The sequence below is a fragment of the Streptomyces sp. NPDC104307 genome, from assembly GCF_055584045.1.
The window spans coordinates 262,400-280,837 of sequence record NZ_JBVJMU010000001.1 but is presented as its reverse complement, the minus strand read 5'-3'; the positions used below and the strand labels follow the sequence as shown (position 1 = coordinate 280,837).

The following is an 18,438-nucleotide window of genomic DNA, read 5'->3' as shown; positions in this document are numbered from 1 at the left end:
GCAGCGGTCTTGCCCCCGGCCAGGTCCGCGAGTCCCTGTCGCCGCGGCGGGCCGGCAGCGAAGACTCGGCCTGGACACAGGTGACCCGTAAGGACGCGAAGGAGCGAGTATGCCGACGTACCTCACCCCGGGTGTGTACGTGGAGGAGGTGCAGTCCGGTGCCCGACCGATCGAAGGGGTCGGCACCGCCGTCGCCGCGTTCGTGGGGTTCGCCCACAACGGACCGTTCCACGCACCGACACTGGTGACCTCATGGGACCAGTACACCCAGCTGTTCGGCGGATTCGCGGAGGGCACCTACCTGCCCCACGCGGTCTACGGGTACTTCGCCAACGGCGGCGGCGCCGCGTACGTGGTCCGGATCGGCGGACCCGCCGAGGGCGCCTCCCCGGCCGACGGCGCCCAGGGGTCACAGCCCAGGGCGGCCGAGCCGGTCGAGCTCGGCGGCTTCCTGTTCGCGGCCCGGCCGGGCATCTCCGGGGTATCGGTGGAGATCGCGGACGCGGACGGCGAGAACCCGCCGGAGGACCGCTTCAAGGTCCTGGTGCGCCAGGGCGACAAGGTCGTGGAGACGTACGAGGCCTCGACCCGCAAGAACGTCAAGGGGTACCTCGTCACCCAGACGCGTTCCTCCACCCTGATCGCGGTCACCGAGCAGCGCAACGCCTCCCAGAGCAGGCCCGCCGCCCAGACCCTGGCCGTGCCCGACGCCCCGGCCCCGCCCTCCGCTTCCGGCTCCGGCGAAGTGGCGCGCCTCGACGCGTCCGAGTACGTCGGTGACGCCGCCGCCCGTACCGGCTTCGGCGGCCTGGAGGCCATCGACGAGATCACCATGGTCTCTGTGCCCGACCTGATGAGCGCCCACCAGCGCGGCGACATCGACGCGGAGGGCGTACGGACGGTGCAGCTCGCCGTGATCGCGCACTGCGAGCAGATGGGCGACCGGGTGGCCATCCTGGACACCCCGCCCGGACTCTCCGCCCAGCAGGTGCGCACCTGGCGCAACGACGAGGCGGGCTACGACTCCCGGTACGCCACCCTCTACTACCCGTGGGTGCGGGTCTTCGACCCGGCCGCCGGACGCAACACCACCGTCCCGCCCAGCGGCCACATCGCCGGTGTGTGGGCGCGCAGTGACGCCGAGCGCGGCGTGCACAAGGCGCCCGCCAACGAGGTGATCCGCGGCGCCGTGGATCTGGAACTCCGGCTCAGCAAGGGTGAGCAGGACCTGCTGAACCCGATCGGCGTGAACTGTGTGCGCGCCTTCTCCGGCCGGGGCGTCCGGGTATGGGGTGCCCGCACCCTCTCCTCCGACCCGGCATGGCGCTACCTGAACGTGCGCCGGCTGTTCAACTACCTGGAGGAATCAATCCTCCTGGGCACCCAGTGGGTGGTCTTCGAGCCGAACGACGACCGGCTGTGGTCGAGCATCCGGCGCAACGTCACCGCGTTCCTCACCGAGGAATGGCGCAGGGGCGCACTGTTCGGCCGCACCGCGGAAGAGGCGTTCTACGTCCGCTGCGACCGCGACAACAACCCGCAGGAGTCCATCGACCAGGGCCGGGTCATCTGTGAGATCGGCGTCTCGCCGGTCAAGCCCGCGGAGTTCGTGGTGTTCCGGCTGGCTCAGTTCTCCGACACCACCAGCCTCATCGACGAGTGACCCGCGGGTCAGTAAAGAAAGGTGACAGACAGTCATGGCAGAGGGCGATGCTCTTTCCACCCACGTCTTCGGCGTGCAGCTCGGCGGCTACCTGGTCGAGTCGATTCAGGAGATCAGCGGGCTGACCGTCGAGGAGGAGGTCGTCGAGGTCCGTCAGGTCAGCGCGGAGGGCAAGCAGATCATCCGCAAGCAGCCCGGCGCCCGGCAGGCCGGCGAGGTCACGATCACCCGTGGACTCGACCAGAGCAGTGAGTTCACCTCGTGGATCAAGGAGACCCTCAACAAGGGTGCCGTGGACGCCGCACGGCAGAACCTCACCATCGAGATCAAGGACTCCGAGGGCAGCACGGTCCGGCGCATCCAGCTGATGCAGGGCTGGGCCTCGAAGTGGGAGGGCCCGTCGCTCAAGGCGGGCGAGTCCGCCGCGGCCACCGAGTCCGTCACGATCGTCTTCGAGGAGATCGTCGTCGAATGAGGCGTCGAACGGTGTCCGCGGGCAATCTGGAGGAGATCCTCCAGGCGACGGAGCCCGCCCCGGTACCGGAGCAGGCGGCGGCAGCCCCCGCCCCCGCTCCGGCGCCCCGGGAGGACCACAGACTGCGCACCGAGTTCGAGTTCGAGCTCCCGCGCGGATACGTGGACGAGGCGGGCACGGTGCACCGGCACGGCTCGATGCGCCTGGCGACCGCCCGTGACGAGCTGCGGCCCCAGATCGACCTGCGGGTCAAGGAGAACCCGGCGTACCTGAGCGTGGTGCTGCTCAGCCAGGTGATCACCCGGCTCGGCGCGATCACCGATGTGCATGCCGGGGTGGTGGAGCGGATGTACGCCACCGACGTGGCGTTCCTCCAGGACTTCTACCGTCGCGTCAACAGCGAGGGCCACACGCGGGCGGCGGTGACCTGCCCGCACTGTGAGGGCGGCTTCGAGGTCGACCTCTCGGGTGGGCGCCTGGGGGAATCGTGACGTACGCACTTCCCCGGCTCCGGGAGGAGATCGCGTACATCGCCTACCACTTCCACTGGCAACGCGAGGAGATCCTCGACCTGACGCACGGCGAGCGCCAGGAGTGGGTATCCGAGATAGCCCGTATCAACACCCGTGTGAATGAAGGCGGTTGAGCGCATGGCATGGCGGGACAGGCTGCGCCGCCGGACTGCCGGACCCGACACCTCGGACCGTTCCCGGGCTACGGAGCGCACCGGCTCGGACGGCCCGTCCGGCGGCGGCCGGGACCGGGGCGCGTCCGGCGGTCCGGCTCCTTCCGGTGGCTTGGTTCCCTCCGCCGGTCCGGTTCCTTCCGGTGGTTCGGTTCCCTCCGCGCCCGGCGACTGGGACGGCGGCTGGCGCCGCACCCCACCGCCGCAGCTGACCGTGGCCCGCGCCCCGCTCGGCGTCAGCGACGGCCTCGCCTTCCGCGACGGCCTCGCGGCCTGGCAGAACCCGTCGTTCGACGCCGGGCTCGGCCATGCCCTGCTGCCCACCGCCCCGACCGGCCTGGTGCGCGGCGTCACGCCACCCGCCGCCCCACAGCCCACCCGCACCGGCCGAGGCCCACTGCTGCTCCGCGTCCTGCGCCCGCAGGAGCCGAACGGCCCGGAAGGCGTCACACCCCAAGCCACCGCCCCGACTCCGGAAAGCGCGCAGGGCGGTACACGGATCCCGGCCGCTCGGACGCCGCAGATCTCGCGCCGGACGCGTCCGGGGGCGGCATCGGGCGGCACCGGAGCCGGAACGGTGGGTACGGGCTCCGGTCCGGCGCCTGCCGAGGCCCGCCCCCGCGGTGACAGCCCGGCGGGTGAACGCCGTTCGGGCGGGACGCCCCGCACCGGCCGTGGCATCACGTCCGCGGATTCCCCCGCCACGCTCCATCCGTCGCACCCGCCTGTCCAGCGGGCAATGGACCCGGCGACCGGCCCGGTCGTGACCCCCGCGGACACCGGTACCGGCCGGGTGGTGTCCGCTCCGCACATCCCGCTGGTACGCCGCGTGTCCGTGGTCCCGGGCCCAGCCGCCGCCCCGGCCCGGCCCGCTACCGGTGGACGCGCCTCGCGGACACCGTCCGGCGCCTCCGAGCCGCACCAGGCGCGCGGGTCCCGGCCGACCACCGGCTCCGCCAGCCGTACGTCATCCGGCCCGGCCGTCCAGCGCTCCACGACCGGGACGCCGGGGGCACAGCCCGAGCGGGGAGGCAGACAGCCGGCGGCATCCCGTGTCCCGGAGGCATCCCGCGTCCCGAGGGCCGAGAGGACGGCGGTGTCCGGCGAGGCCGTACGCGCCCGCCCCGTCGGGCCGTTGCCGACCGTCGCCCGGCGTCCGGCCGGACCGGTGCGCCGGCTTCCGGCCCTGCGCCCCGCCAACGCCCCGGCAACCGATGGCCGGGCCACCCCGGACGCACCCGGCTCCACCGCACCAGTGCGGGCAGGGTCGGGGACGCGCTCGGCGGCGCCCGTACAGCGAACCGCAGGGCGCGCGCCGCTCGGCGCACCGATGAGCGAACTGCCCTCCACGGCACAGCCGTTGGTGACCGATGAGACGGCTGTCCCGCCGACCGCACGTACCGCGTCCGCACCCGGTCCGGCGCTGCCCGTGGTCCAGCACCACTCGGAGACGACGGCCGGCCCCTCGGCCCCCGGCACTCCGAGCGCCCGCGCGAAGAGAGCGGAGACTCCGGACCGGACGGCTTCGGGCGGGAGGGCTTCGGATAGGACGATGCCGGACCGTACGACTCCGGGCCGTCGCACCGGGGCCCGTGCGCGCGGCAGCCTGGGCGCGCCGTTGTCCGAGCTGCCGCCCACCGCAGGCCTGCCGGGCTCGACCGGGTCCGGTGCCCGGCCTCCCCGTACAGCTCCCGGCCCCGATATCCAGCGTGCTCCGGCCCGACAGGCCAGTGGGTCCGGCGCGACCCCGGCGCTGCCCACGGTGGACGGGAACCGGGCAGCGGCAAAGGACGCGCCGTTGCTGGGCGCCTCTTCAGGGAACACACGAGGCGCCGATACGCCTTCGGGTGGTTCCGGGCCCGGCGCTTCGGGTTCCGACGGCCCGGGCTCCGGCAAGCAGCGGCCAGGGGACAGTAGCCCCGCCGCGCCCGCCCCGGTCGTCGTCGCCCGTGCCCCTGCACCAGGTGACGGGAGCCCCGCAAACACCACGACTGCCGCAGGCGGCGTGAGTACGACAAGCACCACAAGCACCACAAGCGCCACAGGCACGCCAGGCACCGTGAGCACCACAGGAACCACAGGCACCCCGACCATGAGCACCGTCGGCCCGCACCCCTTCACCGTGGCCCGCGCCGGAGCACACGCCGCCCCCGCGCCACCCCGCGCCCTCTCGCTGCTCGCCGCGCGCCCGCTCAGCCTGAACACCCGGGCCCCGGAAGGCGTGGCAGCCCCCGTGGCCGCCCGCCCCGCCGCCCGCCCCGTGGTGGCGGCGCGCTGGCCCGGCGCACCGGCCCCGCAGCGCAGTGGCTCCACGCGGCCGTCGCAGGGTCCGCCCGCGACAGCCCCGGCCACGCCGCGGATCCAGCGCGCCGCCACCGGAAGCTCGGGAGCGCGGACAGGGTCGGCGGGGCGCGGCGTACGGAGCAACGGCACTTCGGAGTCCGTCCAGCGCGTCCCGGTCGTCCGGCCCGCGCCACTTGGCCGGGGAACGGCCGGCGAAGGGGTATCGGCAGGTCCGGTTCCGGTAGGCCCGGCTCCGGCAGGCGCCGCACCGGCAGGGCGGGCCGTGCCCGTACGGCCCCTGCCGGTGACCGCCCCGCAGGCGCAGGCGCTCGCGGGCCGCCCCCCGGGCAGACCGGCACCGGCACGGGCGCCGGTAGGCACCGTCCCAGTGGTCCGGCCGAGGTCCACCCCGCCGACGGGCACCGCGCCCCCGATCCAGCGCGACGTGACCGGTGCGGGCGACAGCTCCGTACCCAACGGCTCCGTACCCAACAGCTCCGTATCGAACGGCTCTGCGTCCAACGGCCCCGTATCCAACGCCGCACAGGCCAAGGCCGAGTCGCAGCGGTCGGGCACGCCACCATCCGCCACCGGCGACGGCGCGGCCGGGCCCGCCGGTCTGCCGCAAGGGTCCGGGGCCGAGCTGGACGAGCTGGCGCGCCGCCTGCTGGACCCAGTGGCCCGGCTGCTGCGCACCGAACTGCGGCGTGGCCGGGACCGCACGGGCCGTCCCTACGACGGACGCCGCTGAGAGCACCGAACGGATGACGGAGCAATGACAGACAGCATCTTCGCGACCAGCGTGTTCTTCCGGCTCGCGATCGCCGGGAACGACCTCGGGGCCTTCCACACCTGCTCAGGCATGGGCGCGGAGGTGGAGATGGAGACCTATGCCGAAGGCGGCAACAACGGCTTCACCTGGCAACTGCCCGGACGCGTGAGCTGGTCGAATATCACGCTCACCAGGCCGGTCACCACCGATACGGCGAAGATCGGCCGCTGGCTCGACGAGACGCTGCGGCGGGTGGAGCCCAAGGACGGCGAGATCGTGGCGCTGAAACCGGACCTGACCAGGATCATCAGCTGGCAGGTCTTCGGGATCGTCCCGGTCCGCTGGCAGGGGCCGTCCTTCGACCCCGCACGGTCGGAGGCGGCGGTGGAGACCCTGGAGATCGCCCACCAGGGGCTGCGCCCTTCCTGACCCCGGAGCGGCCTCCAGCCCGAGCCGCAACCCCGACCTCAACCCCGACCTCAACCCCCGCCCCCGCCCTCGTATCCGCACCGGAAAGGAACTCCAGGCATGTCGCCAGCGGTGCGCTCCAGCCGGGCCAGAGCCCAGCTGACCCTCAAGGAGCCCCCGGCCTCGGTCGGCGCGAAACCAGGTGGGACGGTCGCGCAGCTCGACCTCCAGTTCAACCCCTCCACCCTGGAGCTGCGCAAGACCACCGAGTGGCGGCGCTCCCCGTCCCGGATGGCCGGGCAGTCGGCGCTGCCCGAGTTCGTCGGGAGCGGACCCCGCACGCTGAGCCTCGAAGTGTTCCTGGACGCCACCGCCACCCACGACAACTCGGTGGAGCAGGCGGTGGAGAAGCTGATGAAGGCGTGCGTGCCGACACCGGCCAGCCTGGGCCGGAAGAAACCGGCCAGCCCGTGGGTCCGGTTCGAATGGGGCACCGCGCGGACGACCGCGTTCGACGGGGTGCTGTCCAGCCTGTCGGTGAGCTACACCCTGTTCGACGTGGACGGCAAGCCGCTGCGGGCCACCTGCGCGCTGTCCATCGAGGAGGCGAGCGTCGACACGGCGGGCCAGAACCCGACGTCCGGCGCGCGCACCGCCCGCAGTACGCACACGGTCGTGGCGGGGGACAGCCTCGCCATGCTGGCCTGGCGGGAGTACGGCGACCCGACGGCCTGGCGGGTCATCGCGGAGGCGAACGGAATCGACGACCCCATGGCGCTCCCGCCCGGCACCGAACTGGTGGTTCCGGCGCTGCTGGACACGGACAGCGAGGAGGAACGGTGAGCACAACCGAGGCAAAGGGCAGCCGGTCGTTCGCGGCGGACCCCGTCGTGGAGACGCCCGCCGAACTCCCCAAGGTCTGGGCGGCCCAGCTGGTGAGCTGTGTGGTGGACGAGAGCGTGGGGCTGCCCGACGCGGCGGTGCTCACCTTCCGGGACCCCGATCACGAGTTCCTCCAGGCGACCGGCATCACCATCGGCACCCCGCTGCGGGTCTCGGTGGTCACCGCCTCCGGCCAGGCGCGGGAGCGGCTGTTCGACGGCGAGGTGACGGCTCTGGAGCTGGACGGGGACCGTACGGGCTCGTTCACGGTGGTGCGCGGGTACTCCAAGGCGCACCGGCTGCAGCGGGGCCGCAAGGTGGTGGCGTACCGGAACATGACGGCGGCCGCCATCGTCCGCAAGGTGGCCGCCGGGGCCGGGTTGGCCTGCGGAACCGTGCAGGCCGCACCGGTCACCTACCAGCAGCTGTCCCAGGCGAACGTGTCCGACTGGGACTTCCTGCAGTACCTGGCGGGTGAGAGCGGGGCGCAGGTGCGCGTCGACGACAAGGGCCTGCTCCAGTTCACCCGCCCGCAGAAGGCGTCCGGCGCGCCCGCGCCGTCGACCTCGGCCACCAAGAACCCGATGGTGCTGGAGTACGGCCGGAACCTCCTCGCGCTGCGGGCCTCGCTGTCGGCGGCGGACAGCGCGGCATCGGTCGAGGTGCGCGGCTGGGACGTCAGGACGAAGCGGCCCCTGGTGGCGCGGAACCCGTCGGTGATCAGTGACACGGCGGTGCCGGGCCTGAGTCCGTCGGCGAGCGCCAGGTTCGGCAAGGCGAAACTGGCTGTCACGGACACCCCGTACCGCACCCAGGCCGAGACGACGGCGGTCGCGGACGCGACGGCCGCCCAGGTCAGCGCGGGATTCGGGGAGCTGGAGGCGGTGGCAGAGGGCAACCCCCGGCTGCGGGCCGGCAAGCCGGTGGCCCTCGGCAACGTAGGGCAGGCGTTCTCCGGCCGGTACACGGCGACGGCCGTGCAGCACGTCCTGGAACCGCACGAGGGCTACCGCACGACCGTGTGGGTCGGCGCGGGCCCGGACCGCTCCCTGACGGGACTGGTGACCGGCGGCCCTGACCGCGGCCCCCGGATGCCGGGCCTGGCGATCGGTGTGGTGACGGACGTACGGGAGCCGGACGGCGCGGAGCGTGGCGCGGTCCGGCTTAAGTTCCCCTGGCTGGACGAGAGTTACGTCACCGACTGGGTGCGCACCGTGCAGTGGGGCGGCGTCGGCGGGGGAGGGGTGGTGAGCGCGGAGGTCAACGACGAGGTCCTGGTCGGGTTCGAACAGGGCCTGCTGGACAGTCCGTACGTCATCGGAGGGCTGTACAACGGCGTGGACCAGCCGTCGCCCCATGACGTCCCGCTGATCGACCGGACCAGTGGAAAGGTCAACCGCCGCTCGGTGGTGTCGCGTTCGGGACACCGGGTGGAGCTGCTGGACGCGCGGGCACCGGGCCCGTCCGGACTGCGGCTGATGACCGCCGACGAGCGCCTCGAAGTGCGCCTGGACGACCGGCGGGACCGGATCGAGCTGACCGTGTACGCGGGGCGTGGCCGCCCCCTCACCTCCGTGGTGCTCGACAAGGACGGCATCACACTGGACGCGAAGCTGGGCAAGGTGAACGTACGAGGCAGACAGGTGGACATCGACGGCACCGACGGAGTACGGATCGGGGGCCGCTCCGTGCAGGTCAACGGCACGACGGATGTCACCGTCGACGGCGGCCTGCTGGGCGTCCTCAAGGCCCGTCTCATCCGCATTAACTGAGAGGTCGTCACATGTGCCGCGCGGCCGCATGGCCCCGCAGCACTCGCAGCACCCGACACCCACCCGACCGAATCCGCGACCGGCCTCCGGGCCCAGGACCTTCCGCAAGGAGTGCCGCATGCCAGCCGCAGCCCGTACCGGCGACCCCACCAGCCACGGCGGGGTGATCGCCACTCCGCCGCCCGGCGCCGCCGCCGCGGTGATGCGGGTGCTGATCGGCGGCCGTCCCGCCGCCGTCGTGGGCAGCCTCCACACCTGCCCGATCCCCCCGCACGCACTGCTGGGGCCGGCCAATGTGATCCTGCCCGACCCGGCCGCGCTCGCCACGGGCACCGTACTGATCGGCGGGCTGCCGGCCGCGCGGGCGGGCGACCGCACGGCGTGTTCCGGGAACATCCTGACCGGCGCCCAGAACGTCCGCATCGGGGGCATGTGATGAGCGAGCGGTTCATCGGGCGCGGCTGGGCGTTCCCGCTGCGCGTCGGGCCGACCGGCGGGATCGCCATGGTCGAACGCGACCGGGAGATCGAGGAGGCGATCCGGCTGGTGCTCGGGACCGCACCCGGCGAGCGCCCCATGCGCCCCGAGTTCGGCTGCGGTATCCACGACTACGTCTTCGCCCCCGGCAACGGCGCCACCGCCGGCCGCATCGCGCAGCAGACCCGCGAGGCCCTCGAACGGTGGGAGCCGCGCATCGCGGTGGACGACGTGGTGGTCGCCTTCGACGCCGTCGAGGACGGCACCCTCTACATCGACGTGCGCTACACGGTGCGTTCCACCAACGACCGGCGCAACCTGGTCTTTCCCTTCTACACGATCCCCTCCGAGGAGGAGACCGAGGATTCGGTCGCGGACTGATGGCTCTGGACTTCCCCAACCTGGACGACCGGCGGTTCCAGCAACTCGTCGACGAGGCGAAGCGGTACGTGCAGCAGCGCGCCCCGGAGTGGACCGACCACAACGTCTCCGACCCGGGCGTCACCCTGATCGAGACGTTCGCCTATCTCGTGGACCAGCTGCTGTACCGGCTGAACCGCGTCCCGGACAAGAACTACACCGCTTTTCTCGACCTGTTGGGCATCTGCCTGTTCCCGCCCTCCGCCGCCGGGGCCGACGTCGACTTCTGGCTCTCGGCGCCGCAGCCGGAAACGGTGACGCTGCCCGCCGGCACCGAGGTGACCACCGTGCGCGGCGAGACCGAGGAGGCCGTGGTGTTCACCACCACGGACGAACTCCACATCGTGCCGAGCGAGTTGGTGAAGCTCGTCACCTCGCCCCGGACCGGTGAGCAGAGCGACCGGACGAGGACGCTCGCCGAAGGGCTCGACGTGCCCTGCTTCCAGGCGACACCGGAGCCGGGCGACGCGCTGCTGTTCGGTCTGCCGTCGCCGGTGCCGCGCTGCGTGGTCGCGGTGCGGGTGGACAGCCGGGTGGAGGGCATCGGCGTGGACCCGCGCCAGCCCCCGCTGGTGTGGGAGGCCTGGGACGGCGGCGGCTGGCGCGCGTGCGAGACCGGCACGGACACCACCGGCGGACTGAACCGTCCCGGCGAGGTCATCCTCCATGTACCGGCCGGGCACACCGCGTCGGTGATCGGCGGGACCAGGGCCGGCTGGCTGCGCTGCCGCGTCACAGAGCCCGAACCGGGCCAGCCGTTCTACTCGGAGTCACCGACCGTGCGCGAGGCGGCCGTGTTCACCGTGGGCGGCACCATGTACGCCGAACACGCGGAGACGGTGACCGACGTACCGCTCGGCACCTCGGAGGGGGTGGCGGGGCAGACGTTCCGGCTCGGCCGCCCGCCAGTCCTCCTCGACGGCGAACCCCCGGTGGTGGAGGTGTCCTCCGCCGAGGGGTGGCGCCGCTGGGAGGTGGTCGAGCACTTCGGCCGCTCCGGCCCCGCCGACCAGCACGTCCGGGTGGACGCCACCAGCGGCGAGTTCACCTTCCCCCCGGTGCTGCGCGAGCCGGACGGCACGCTGCGCCAGTGCGGCGCCGTACCACCCAAGGGCGCCCAGCTGCGGGTGGCCCGCTACCGCACCGGAGGCGGCCCGGCAGGCAACGTCGCACGCGGTGTGATCTCCGTACTGCGCAGTTCCGTGCCGTACGTGGCGCGGGTCACCAACCGGGAGGCGGCGCGCGGCGGGGTCGCCGGTGAGACCGTCGCCAACGCGAAGCTCCGGGCACCGGACGCGCTGCGGATGCAGGAGCGCGCGGTGACCGCCGAGGACTACGAGATCATCAGCCGCCGGGCGGCGCCCTCGGTGCGCCGGGTGCGCTGCATGCCCACCGGGGACGGCGCGGGCGCGGTCAAGGTCCTGGTCGTACCGGACGCGGTGGCCGACGAGGGCGACCGGCTCCGGTTCGAGCAGCTGATCCCGTCGGACCAGGTGCTCCGGGCGATCACCGCGAGTCTCGACGAGCGACGGCTGATCGGCACCCGCCTCGTGGTGGAGCCGCCGGTCTACCAGGGTGTCACCGTCGTCGCCAGGCTCGCGGCGGCGCCGGGCGACACCGACCGGGTGCGCGAAGCGGCGCTCGACGCGCTGTTCCGGCTGCTCAACCCGCTGCACGGCGGCCCGGACGGCACGGGGTGGCCGTTCGGGCGTCCGGTGCAGTACGGCGAGGTGTTCGGCGTCCTGCAACGCGCCACCGGCAACGCGCTGGTGGAGGAGATCCGGCTGTTCGCCGCCGACCCGACGACCGGGCGCAGGGGCGCGCCCGCCGACCGCATCGACGTGGCGGCCGGCGCGCTGGTCTTCTCGTACCAGCACCAGGTGGTCGTCACCGCCATCGAACCGGGGGTACGGGGATGAGCCGCGCGGCCGTACCCGGTCTGCCCAGCAGGCATCCGATCGGCGGACAACTCCCCGCCCTGTACGCGGACGACGACTTCGCGCAGCGCTTCACCGAGGGGCTCGACACCGTGCTCGCCCCGGTGTTCGCGACGCTGGACAACCTGCCCTCCTACTTCGACCCCCGGGTGGCCCCGGTCGATTTCCTGGTCTGGCTGGCGTCGTGGGTGGGTGCGGCCGACGATCCGCGCTGGCCCGTGGAACTGCGCCGTGAGGCGGTGGTCCAGGCGGTGGAGCTGCACCGCTGGCGCGGTACCCGGCGCGGCCTGGTGGAGGGGTTGCGGCTCGGGCTCGGCGTGCACGCCGCGATCAGCGGGGACGGCGGTGCGGCGTGGTCGCGCACCGCCGGTGCCGAACTGCCTCCGGAGCCTTCCGGCGAGATCCTGGTCCGGGTGTGGCCGGGCCGCGAGCCGGTGGTGGACGTGGACCGGGTCAACGAGATCGTCCGGGCCATGTGCCCGGTGCACACCGTCTGCCGGGTGGAGGTCCTGCCCGGCCCGCCCGCCGATGAAGGGAGGTGACGCCATGCGCGCGTGTCCCACCTGCGGGGCGTCCAACGGTTCAGCGGACGACTTCTGCGGCAACTGCGGCGCGTACCTGGGCTGGTCGGAAACCGAACCGGCCCCGGGCACGCCGCCCGCGAACACCCCGCCTCAGCCGGAGCCGCAGAGCGTCCCGGCTCCTGCGGAACCCACCCCGCAGACCGCCGCCGCACCGAGCACCACCCCCCACCAACCCGCACCCAGCACCACCCCGCCACCCGTCCCCACACCACCCGCACCCGCGTCGCCCGTGGCGAGTCCCGCCCCGGCCTCACCCGCCCCCGAGGCATCGGCGCAGGACCCCGTACTGCCCGTACTCCCCGCCAAGCCGGTGGCCCAACGCCCCGTCGTACGGCCCGTGGCGGCGCCGGAAGAGGCGGCGGGGGTGCCCTGCCCGGCCTGCGACACGCCCAACCTGCCGGGCCGCCGGTTCTGCCGCCGCTGCGCCGCCCCACTGAACCCCGAGGCGAAACCCGCGCCGCTGCCGTGGTGGCGGACCGTGTGGCCGTTCCGCCGCCGGGCGCGGGCCAGTTCGGGCCGGGTGGTGCGGGGACTGGTGATCCTGGCCGTGCTGCTGGCCCTGTGCGCGGGCGGCCTCCTGCTGCTGCCGGCCGGCCGCGCCCTGTTCGAGGACACCAAGGACAAGCTGGGCAAGCCCAAGGCGGTGACCCCGGTCGACATCGCCGCCAGCGCGGAGATTCCCCGGCACCCGGCGAAGAACACCACGGACGGGCTGAACAACCGCTACTGGGGCGCACCCGGGCCGCAGGCCTCGGTCACGTACACCTTCAGCAAGCCGTTCCGGCTGGTCGAACTGCTCATCACCAACGGGGCGTCCAAGTCTCCGGAGGACTACGCCCGGCAGGGGCGCGCACTCCGGGTGGACCTGGAGGTGACGACGCAGGACGGCGACAAACAGACGAAGCGGGTCACCCTCAGCGACAAGCCGGGCGCCCAGCAGGTGTCAACCGGGATCAGCGACGTGAAGACGGTGCGCCTGGTCCTGAGCTCGCCCGCAGGCCTGACCAAGGGCCGTCACCTGGCCCTGGCGGAGGTGGAGTTCTTCCAGCGGAGCTGAACCGGACCCGCGGAGCACCGCCCCGTACGCACCGTCACTGTGTCATCGGGTGCCGCTCAGCCCACGCCCAACTGTTCCGCCAGGTCGGCCAGGCTCTCCGCGTACAGGTCGAACCGGTCCGAGCCGGCGGGTGGATCACCGACCGGACGGGCGACATAGGCGGTGCGCAGGCCCAGCGCCTGCGCACCGCGCAGGTCCCACGCATGGGCGGCGACCATCAGCAGCCGCTCCGGCGGCCGTCCGGAGACGGTGACGGCCAGCCGGTAGACCTCGGGGTCCGGCTTGTAGGTACGGACCTCCTCCGCGGACAGGGCCTGGTGCCAGCGCAGTCCCGCGTGGGCGTTGAGCCCGAGCAGGGCCGTCCGGCTCGCGTTGGAGAGCCCGATCAGCGGGTACCGCCGCGCGAGCCGGGCGAGGCCGGCCACGGAGTCCGGCCAGGGCGGCACCCGGGTCCCCGAAAGGGCCAGTTCCGCCACGGCGGCCGGATCGTCGAAGCCTGCCGCGCCGGCGACCGCCTCTGCGGCCTCCCGGTCCAGGGCGTCGCTGGGCAGATAGGGCCGGCCGCCGTCGAGGACGCGGCGCTGCTCGCGGTCGATGTGCCGCTGCCACAGCGACAGCAGGAGCTCGGTCCCGGCATCGTCCAGCGACGGGTCCAGCTGGCGGATGCCCGCGCGGATCCCGGCCGGTTCGTCGACGAGTGTCCCGAGCACGTCGAAGACGAGGGCATCGAACTCTGGTTCTGACATGAGGTGAGGTCTCCCGGACGAAGCAGGGCCGTACAAGCGGCTGTTGACCGAACAAACCGCGGCACCGCCTGATTCCCGGCCGGTACGCCCGGCGCGTTCCCGGCGACCGCTCTGCCGGGACCGGGGGCCTTCACCGCTCCGGGGCGGCTTCGGGCAGTTCGGGCTCCAGGCCTTCGGTCATCCCGCTCCGGCGGCGGCCGGAGTCGGCGCGCCAGGCTTCGAAGGCCCAGGCGGTCGACGCCACCACGGCGAGGCCGAGCAGCCAGCCGCCGACCACATCGCTGAACCAGTGGACGCCGAGCGCGACCCGGGTGAAGCCGACTCCCAGCACCGAGAACACCGCCACGCTCCAGCAGACGACCCGCCAGCCACGCGGCACCAGAGGCAGCAGCACGAGCAGCAGGACGGCGAACGAGGTGGTAGCGGTCATCGCGTGCCCCGAGGGGAAGGAGAAGCCCGGCGCCCGGGCCACCGGATCGGCCAGGGACGGCCTGGCCCGTTCGACGACCGTCTTGACCAGCAGCCCCGTGAGTCCGCCGGCCACGGTCGTCACGGCGGACCAGGCGGCCAGCCGCCAGGCACGGCGGTAGAGCAGCCAGATGGTCAGCAGCGCGACCGCGCAGCGCAGCGCCGCGGGGTCCCAGACCCAGTCGGACAGGAAACGAAGGGTGCTCGTCCACGCGGGGTGAGCGAGCGCGGTGCTGTTCAGCCGCCGGGCCGCTCCCGAGTCCACGGCATGCAACGGGCTCCAGCGGCTCTCGACGAGCACGAGGAGAAGAGCGAAGGGGACTGCGGAGACCGCCGCTACGGCGGCGGCGACGAGCAGACGTACGCCGAACCTGCGGTCGGCGGCAGGGCGCGGGATCTCACGAAGCCGTACCGCACTGGCGCGCATCACATTCACGCTCCCGGATCGGATTGGACAGGACCGGGCTGTCGGGCGCGGGCCGCCTCCAGCTGCGCGGCGAAGGACAGCCCGAGGAAGAGGGCGATGGAGGTCAGATAGGACCAGAGGAGCAACGACATGAAGGCACTCAGCGGACCGTAGACCGTGTCGAAGGACCCGCTGAGCGAGAGGTAGAGGCTGAGCAGCCAGGTCAGCGTCGTCCACAGCACCAGGTAGAGGGCCGCGCCGAACGCCAGCCACGTGTAGCCGGGTTGCCGGCGACGCGGGGAGCGATGGAAGATCACGCTCGCCGAGATGAGGGCGAGCAGCAGCCCGCACGGCCAGCGCAGCAGATCCCAGGCGTGCCTTGCTCCGTCGCCGAGATCGTAGACGCTCACGGCAGCCGCCACGAGGTCGCCGCCGACCACCATCAGGATGAAGCCGAAGCCCAGCGGGATGCCGGCGGTCAGGGCCATCACCAGACCCCGGGAGTACTTCTGTTGGAAGGGGCGGTCGCGTTCGATTCCGTAGATCCGGTTGGCCCCGCGTTCTATCTGGCACATCGCCGTCGTGACGTTCACCAGCGAGAAGGCCAGGCCGAGCCAGAGAGTGAGCTGAGAGCCCTCCCCGGCACGCCGCCGGCTCCGTTCCAGCGCGTCGTCCACCACTTCGGCGCTGGGTCCTGCGGCGATGCGGTGAATGGTGAGTTCCGCCAGTTGCCCCACGTTCTCGGTGTGCAGGGAGGCGGACAGTCCGACGAAGGCGATGACGAGCGGAATCACGGAGAGGACGGTCTGCAGGGCGAGCGCGCGGGAGTGGCTGAAGCCGTCGGCGTAACGGAAGCGGACGAAGGAGTCCCGTACCAGCGGCCAGCGGCCGTAGCGGCGCAGGGATGCCAGCGCCTCGTCGGCGGAGAGCTCGTCGCCCGCCATGTCGCGGGTCTGCGGGACCCGGGTCGCGGTGCCCATTCACTCGCCCCTTGTCGGCAGGAGTGCGGTCAGGGCCCCCGGCCTGACCTCCGCGATGAGCAGTCGGCCCGGCCGCACCGGATCCCCGTCGAGCTCGCGCGGTTGCGTTGAGGCGAAGCGGAGTTCGGCACGGCGGAAGGTGAAGTACTCCACCGGGATGCCGTGGTCCGTGCTGTCGGCGGCCGGGAAGCTGCCTTCCCCGGAGGGGCGGGGCGGCTTCGACCGGCCGCGCAGCAGGACGCCGCCGGCGCGCAGCCAGCCGCCGGGGCCGCGCGGGTCGAAGACGGCCAGATCCAGTAGTCCGTCGTCGGGCTCGGCGGCCGGGACGAGGGCTGCGCCGCCCTGCACCCTGCCGATGTTGGCGAGGAGCACCATCCGGGCGGTGCGGTGCAGGACGGGTCCGTCGTCCAGCCGGATCGACACGTTCATCCGGGGCGCTCGCAGGCTCCTGACACCGGCCACCACGTAGGCGGGCCAGCCGATGGCGGACTTCGCGGCGTCCCCGGTGTGCTCCAGCATCGCGGCGTCCAGACCTGCGCCGGACATGGCGGTGAAGTGCGTGGACGGGAGGGAGTCGCCCTCGATCCTTCCGAGGTCGACCGGGCGGACGCTGCCCGACAGCGCGGCGTCCAGAGCGGCCGCCGGGGTCAAGGGGAGGCCCAGGTTCCGGGCCAGTAGGTTGCCGGTGCCGCACGGCACCACGGCCAGCGGAACGCCCGTGCCGGCCAGCGCGTCCGCCACCGTCCGCACGGTTCCGTCGCCGCCGCAGACCACGACCAGTGAGGCGCCGTCGCGGACGGCGCCGGCCGCCTGGCCGCCGCCCGGGTCGTCAGCTGTCGTGGAGACGAACTCCACGGAGTGATGGCCGTGCTGCTCCAGGATCAGCCGCAGGGTCTCGCGTTGCGTGTCGTCGGTCACTGTCGGGTTGACGATCACGACGGTGTGGCCCGCGACGTGCTCGGTGCGTTCTGCGGTGGCCCGCAGCGCGACCTCGGCGGCGTTCGACGGCGGGGGTGTGGGAGCGCCGCTGCCGCTCATGAGGGCGCGCCCGACGATCAGCAGCGACAGCGTTCCGTTCAGCAGCCCGCCGAGCACGTCGGTGGGGTGATGCATCCCCCGGTAGAGACGTGCGACCGCGACTACCAGCGGTATGAGCAGCAGCAGTCCGCCGACGACTTTCCGCCAGGGTCCCCGCAGCCGGGAGAGCGCCAGCACGGCGAGGCCGCCGTAGAGCGCGGTGGCGGCGCCGGTGTGTCCCGAGGTGTAACTGGACGTCGGCGGAGAGGAGTCGAGGCGCTCGACATCCGGCCGCTGGCGGTCCACGGAGATGGTGATGACCAGGAAGACCAAGGCCTGGAGCGAGACGGAGACAGCGAGGAAGACCGCCTCGCGCCACTTGGGCAGCCGGGGTATGAGGAGCAGGCCCAGGCAGGTCAGCGCGGTGAGAACGACCACCGTGAGGGTGTTGCCGGCCTCCGAGGCGAGGAACGACACGTCGTTGAGGGGGCCGGTGCGCAGCCGCTCGAACCCCTCGTTGACGCGGTCCTCACCGGTCAGGGGCCAGACCCCACTGGCGGGACCGGTGATCAGGAGCCCCAGCCCGACCATCAGGGCGGCCTGGCAGACGGCCTGCGCCCCGATCCGGGCGGCGGCGCTGCCGCTGCCGCTGGTGAGAGCCGGTGAGTGTCCGGGCCGGGAGGGCGTGGCTGGTTCCGTGGTCCGGTCGACCGGTCTCTCGGGCAGGTGCACAGGCATGGCGCTCCCAGCATTGGGTGTGGTGGACGGGTGGTGACGGCGTCGGCGCTGACGGCGTCGGTGTCGGCCGGGGCCGGGCCTTCCGCCGTATGCCCCGAAATTCTTTTCTCAGCCATGCCCGCGACGCGTACGCCCCGGAGGTGCTCGCCGAGCGGTCCGGAGCACCGGGGCAGCGGTTCGCGAGTGCGGGGGAGTGCGGGTGTGCCGCCCGTCGGAGGGGGTATCCGGGACGAATGCCGGAGACCGGATGCCGGGCGACAGGTGGACAGGAGGACGGTTATGGCGGTGCCTAAGACGAGCGTGCTGGTGCTGGACTGCGCGGAGCCGAACGAACTCGCCGAGTTCTACGCCGCGTTGCTCAACGCGGAGGTCCAGGTCGGGCAGGAGCTCGACATCGTCGAGATAGTCGGCCACGACGGGGTGCATCTCGCGATCCGCCGGGACCATGGCTACGCGCCTCCCAGCTGGCCGCGGCCGGACGATTCTCAGCAGGCTCATCTGCGGATCCTGGTGGCACGTGAGGACATGGACGAGGCGGAGCGCGAGGCGGTCGGCCTCGGCGCGCGCCCTCTGGACACGAAGGACAACGGGGGCACCCGTGACACCCGCCTCTACTCCGATCCCGCCGGCCACTCCTTCACGCTGGCCACCCGGAACACCTGAGGTCC

General features: G+C 72.9%; 18 protein-coding genes. 14 read left to right on the top strand and 4 right to left on the bottom strand.

The window, feature by feature from the left end; genetic code table 11:
- Window positions 1–109 precede the first annotated feature (109 nt).
- From ACZ601_RS01020 to ACZ601_RS00960, 13 genes are all read left to right on the top strand, one after another.
- Window positions 110–1,663 (top strand): phage tail sheath family protein, encoded by a 1,554-nt coding sequence (locus tag ACZ601_RS01020; protein WP_469531784.1) that lies wholly within the window; start codon window positions 110–112, stop codon window positions 1,661–1,663.
- 34 nt (window positions 1,664–1,697) lie between these two features.
- Window positions 1,698–2,138, top strand: a complete 441-nt coding sequence (locus tag ACZ601_RS01015) for a phage tail protein (RefSeq protein WP_024494932.1) — start codon at window positions 1,698–1,700, stop codon at window positions 2,136–2,138.
- Entirely contained in the window at window positions 2,135–2,629 is a 495-nt protein-coding gene (locus ACZ601_RS01010; RefSeq protein ID WP_469531782.1) for a hypothetical protein, read from the top strand. Before ACZ601_RS01015 ends, ACZ601_RS01010 begins: the two co-directional genes overlap by 4 nt.
- The gene (locus ACZ601_RS01005) at window positions 2,626–2,784 is read left to right on the top strand and encodes a DUF6760 family protein (RefSeq protein ID WP_185092612.1); all 159 of its coding nucleotides are present in this window, start codon (window positions 2,626–2,628) and stop codon (window positions 2,782–2,784) included. The genes ACZ601_RS01010 and ACZ601_RS01005 overlap by 4 nt, the downstream gene beginning before the upstream one ends.
- A gap of 2,098 nt (window positions 2,785–4,882) precedes the next feature.
- Window positions 4,883–5,857 carry a hypothetical protein gene (locus tag ACZ601_RS01000; protein ID WP_469531780.1) on the top strand — a complete coding sequence of 325 codons (975 nt, stop codon included), beginning with the start codon at window positions 4,883–4,885 and terminating at the stop codon, window positions 5,855–5,857.
- 24 nt (window positions 5,858–5,881) lie between these two features.
- Window positions 5,882–6,307 (top strand): phage tail protein, encoded by a 426-nt coding sequence (locus ACZ601_RS00995; protein WP_073733939.1) that lies wholly within the window; start codon window positions 5,882–5,884, stop codon window positions 6,305–6,307.
- A 99-nt stretch (window positions 6,308–6,406) separates the two neighbouring features.
- On the top strand, window positions 6,407–7,129 hold the full coding sequence (locus ACZ601_RS00990) for a CIS tube protein (protein ID WP_440579320.1): 723 nt from the start codon (window positions 6,407–6,409) through the stop codon (window positions 7,127–7,129).
- Complete coding sequence (locus tag ACZ601_RS00985) at window positions 7,126–8,940, top strand: VgrG-related protein (protein WP_469531778.1); 1,815 nt, start codon at window positions 7,126–7,128, stop codon at window positions 8,938–8,940. Before ACZ601_RS00990 ends, ACZ601_RS00985 begins: the two co-directional genes overlap by 4 nt.
- A gap of 118 nt (window positions 8,941–9,058) precedes the next feature.
- Window positions 9,059–9,376: a PAAR domain-containing protein gene (locus ACZ601_RS00980; protein WP_311301568.1), complete on the top strand. Its 318-nt coding sequence runs from the start codon at window positions 9,059–9,061 to the stop codon at window positions 9,374–9,376.
- The gene (locus tag ACZ601_RS00975; RefSeq protein ID WP_073733935.1) at window positions 9,376–9,798 is read left to right on the top strand and encodes a GPW/gp25 family protein; all 423 of its coding nucleotides are present in this window, start codon (window positions 9,376–9,378) and stop codon (window positions 9,796–9,798) included. Before ACZ601_RS00980 ends, ACZ601_RS00975 begins: the two co-directional genes overlap by 1 nt.
- On the top strand, window positions 9,798–11,756 hold the full coding sequence (locus ACZ601_RS00970; protein ID WP_469531775.1) for a putative baseplate assembly protein: 1,959 nt from the start codon (window positions 9,798–9,800) through the stop codon (window positions 11,754–11,756). Before ACZ601_RS00975 ends, ACZ601_RS00970 begins: the two co-directional genes overlap by 1 nt.
- Window positions 11,753–12,316, top strand: coding sequence for a phage tail protein (locus ACZ601_RS00965; protein ID WP_469531774.1), 564 nt, complete (start codon window positions 11,753–11,755; stop codon window positions 12,314–12,316). Before ACZ601_RS00970 ends, ACZ601_RS00965 begins: the two co-directional genes overlap by 4 nt.
- 4 nt (window positions 12,317–12,320) lie before the next feature.
- Window positions 12,321–13,415: an NADase-type glycan-binding domain-containing protein gene (locus ACZ601_RS00960; protein ID WP_469531772.1), complete on the top strand. Its 1,095-nt coding sequence runs from the start codon at window positions 12,321–12,323 to the stop codon at window positions 13,413–13,415.
- A gap of 56 nt (window positions 13,416–13,471) precedes the next feature.
- On the opposite strand, the gene ACZ601_RS00955 is transcribed toward ACZ601_RS00960, so the two are convergent.
- The 4 genes from ACZ601_RS00955 to ACZ601_RS00940 all read right to left on the bottom strand — a co-directional run bounded on the left by ACZ601_RS00955 (window position 13,472) and on the right by ACZ601_RS00940 (window position 17,770).
- Complete coding sequence (locus ACZ601_RS00955) at window positions 13,472–14,161, bottom strand: haloacid dehalogenase type II (RefSeq protein WP_469531771.1); 690 nt, start codon at window positions 14,159–14,161, stop codon at window positions 13,472–13,474.
- 130 nt (window positions 14,162–14,291) lie between these two features.
- Complete coding sequence (locus ACZ601_RS00950; protein WP_469531769.1) at window positions 14,292–15,056, bottom strand: phosphatase PAP2 family protein; 765 nt, start codon at window positions 15,054–15,056, stop codon at window positions 14,292–14,294.
- Between the two features lie 5 nt (window positions 15,057–15,061).
- Window positions 15,062–16,015 (bottom strand): YihY/virulence factor BrkB family protein, encoded by a 954-nt coding sequence (locus ACZ601_RS00945; protein WP_469531768.1) that lies wholly within the window; start codon window positions 16,013–16,015, stop codon window positions 15,062–15,064.
- Window positions 16,016–17,770 carry a bifunctional phosphatase PAP2/diacylglycerol kinase family protein gene (locus ACZ601_RS00940; RefSeq protein ID WP_469531766.1) on the bottom strand — a complete coding sequence of 585 codons (1,755 nt, stop codon included), beginning with the start codon at window positions 17,768–17,770 and terminating at the stop codon, window positions 16,016–16,018.
- A 279-nt stretch (window positions 17,771–18,049) separates the two neighbouring features.
- Between ACZ601_RS00940 and ACZ601_RS00935 the strand changes: the two genes are divergently transcribed.
- Window positions 18,050–18,433, top strand: a complete 384-nt coding sequence (locus ACZ601_RS00935) for a VOC family protein (protein WP_469531764.1) — start codon at window positions 18,050–18,052, stop codon at window positions 18,431–18,433.
- Window positions 18,434–18,438 lie beyond the last annotated feature (5 nt).